This is a genomic window from Arthrobacter sp. 05T47 (assembly GCF_056395825.1).
Genome location: NZ_JBFTKG010000099.1, coordinates 1 through 2333, shown reverse-complemented (window position 1 = coordinate 2333; position 2333 = coordinate 1). Strand labels below are relative to the sequence as shown.

At 66.4% G+C, this 2333-nt stretch carries 1 protein-coding gene and 2 pseudogenes; all 3 read left to right on the top strand.

Features of this window, described 5'->3' with window-relative positions; all coding sequences use genetic code 11:
* Positions 1-261, top strand: a pseudogene (locus AC1DEY_RS22935) (dihydropyrimidinase); the annotation flags it as partial.
* A gap of 8 nt (positions 262-269) precedes the next feature.
* A complete protein-coding gene (locus tag AC1DEY_RS22930) occupies positions 270-1001 on the top strand; it encodes a maleate cis-trans isomerase family protein (protein ID WP_476870007.1) in 732 nt (243 codons plus the stop codon).
* A 186-nt stretch (positions 1002-1187) separates the two neighbouring features.
* Positions 1188-2333 (top strand): annotated as a pseudogene (locus tag AC1DEY_RS22925) (pyruvate dehydrogenase (acetyl-transferring), homodimeric type); the annotation flags it as partial.

Below are 2333 nucleotides of genomic sequence, written 5' to 3'. Positions count from 1 at the left end.
GCCCAGGAACGCACCGTGGACGGCGCCGCCCTGCACATGGGGACTGACTTCTCGCCGTTCGATGGCCGGACACTCACCGGCTGGCCCGCCGTCGTCGTGTCCGCCGGACGCATAGTGCTGGACGCCGACGGCTTCCATGATCTCGGCCCCACGGGCCGCTTCGTGGCCCGCAACGGTTTCCGCGAACACCAGGCCGCCGCCTCTCCCGCTGCCGCCGCGCCCGCTGCCCTCCCCGCTTCTGTCTACCCCGCTGCACTCTAGGAGCACCCATGCCTTCCGCAACCCGCCCCACCCGCATCGGCATGATCGTGCCGTCCTCCAACACCTGCCTGGAGCCGCAAAGCTACCGGATCCTCGGCGACCGCACCGACGTGACCATCCACTTCGCCCGGATCCAGGTCACGCGGATCGCCCTGGATGATTCCTCCGACAAGCAGTTCGACGCTTCGGTGATGCGGGCCGCCGCCGAGATCCTGGCGACCGCCGACGTCGACGTCATCGCGTGGAACGGCACCTCGGGCTCCTGGCTCGGCGCCGGCCACGACCGCGAGCTCGTCCGGGGCATCCAGGACGCGACGGGCATTCCGGCCACCACGTCCACYCTGGCCTACATGGAGGCCTTCCGGTCCTTCGGCACCGAGCGGRTCGGGCTGTTCACSCCGTACACGGAGGACGTCAACGAACGGATCGTGGCGTCCTACGAACGGGACGGRATCAAGACCCTTGACCACCGCTTCCTCGGCCTGAGCGACAAYGAGTCCTTCGCCCGGGTCTCCGACGCCGAAATGCGGCCCGGATCGCTGGAAMTGGCGGCATTGAACCCGGACGCGCTGGTGTACCTGTGCACCAACCTCTACGGGGCCAACATCGCGGAGGAAATCGAGGCGGCCATGGGCGTTCCCGTGCTCGACTCGGTGGCCGTGACCCTGTGGCACTGCCTCAAGATGGCCGGCGCCCCGCTGCTCTCCCCGCGCTGGGGCAGGCTGCTCGCCTCGGCCTGACAAAAGCAACGCGGGGTCAGGTACGGCCCATCCCGGACCCCCGAATGGGCGGCATCCGACTCCGCGTTGTCCGTGGCACCCGATTGTGACTGTCCGGCCGCCTTGACGCCCGGGTTGCCGCCTAGATAATCTCGAAATGCAAGAAAGTTTTTTCACATAATGAAAATTACTGGCCGCCATTCAATGATGAAGAGTGAGGTGGACGTGGCTGCAGGAGAAGATACCTCCCATATCCTCAGCGGGTTGACAAACCAGCTGCCTGATCGTGATCCGGAAGAGACCGCCGAGTGGCTGGAGTCCCTGGATGCGCTGATTCAGGAACAGGGCACCGAGCGTGCCCAGTACATCATGCGCAGCCTGCTCCAGCGGGCCGGGGCGCAGAGCGTGGGTGTTCCGATGGTCACCACCACGGACTACGTCAACACCATCCCGGTGGACCAGGAGGCCCCGTTCCCCGGCGAYGAGGAGATCGAGCGCAAGTACCGGGCCTGGCTGCGCTGGAACGCCGCGGTGATGGTGCACCGGGCGCAGCGGGCCGATATCGGCGTGGGCGGGCACATCTCGACCTATGCCGGGGCCGCGACSCTGTACGAGGTCGGGTTCAACCACTTCTTCCGCGGCAAGGACCACCCCGGCGGCGGGGACCAGGTCTTCTTCCAGGGCCACGCCTCCCCCGGCATGTACGCCCGGGCCTTCATGGAGGGCCGGCTCTCCGAGGAGGATATGGACGGTTTCCGGCAGGAGAAGTCCAAGGAGGGCCACGCCCTCTCCTCCTACCCGCACCCGCGGCTGATGCCGGAGTTCTGGGAGTTCCCCACGGTCTCGATGGGCATCGGGCCGATGAACGCGATCTACCAGGCCCAGTCCAACCGGTACCTGCACAACCGCGGCATCAAGGACACCTCCGACCAGCAGGTCTGGGCGTTCCTGGGCGACGGGGAAATGGACGAGCCCGAGTCCCGCGGGCTGCTCCAGCTCGCCGCGAACGACAAGCTGGACAACCTGAACTTCGTGATCAACTGCAACCTCCAGCGCCTGGACGGACCGGTCCGCGGCAACGGCAAGATCATGCAGGAACTCGAGGCGTTCTTCCGCGGCGCGGGCTGGAACGTGATCAAGGTYGTCTGGGGCCGGGAGTGGGATGACCTGCTGGCCAAGGACGAGGACGGCTCGCTGGTGAAGATCATGAACGAGACCGTCGACGGGGACTACCAGACCTACAAGGCCGAGTCCGGCGCGTTCGTCCGCGAGCACTTCTTCGGCAAGACCCCGCAGACCAAGGAAATGGTCCAGGACCTCACCGATGACCAGATCTGGAACCTCAAGCGCGGC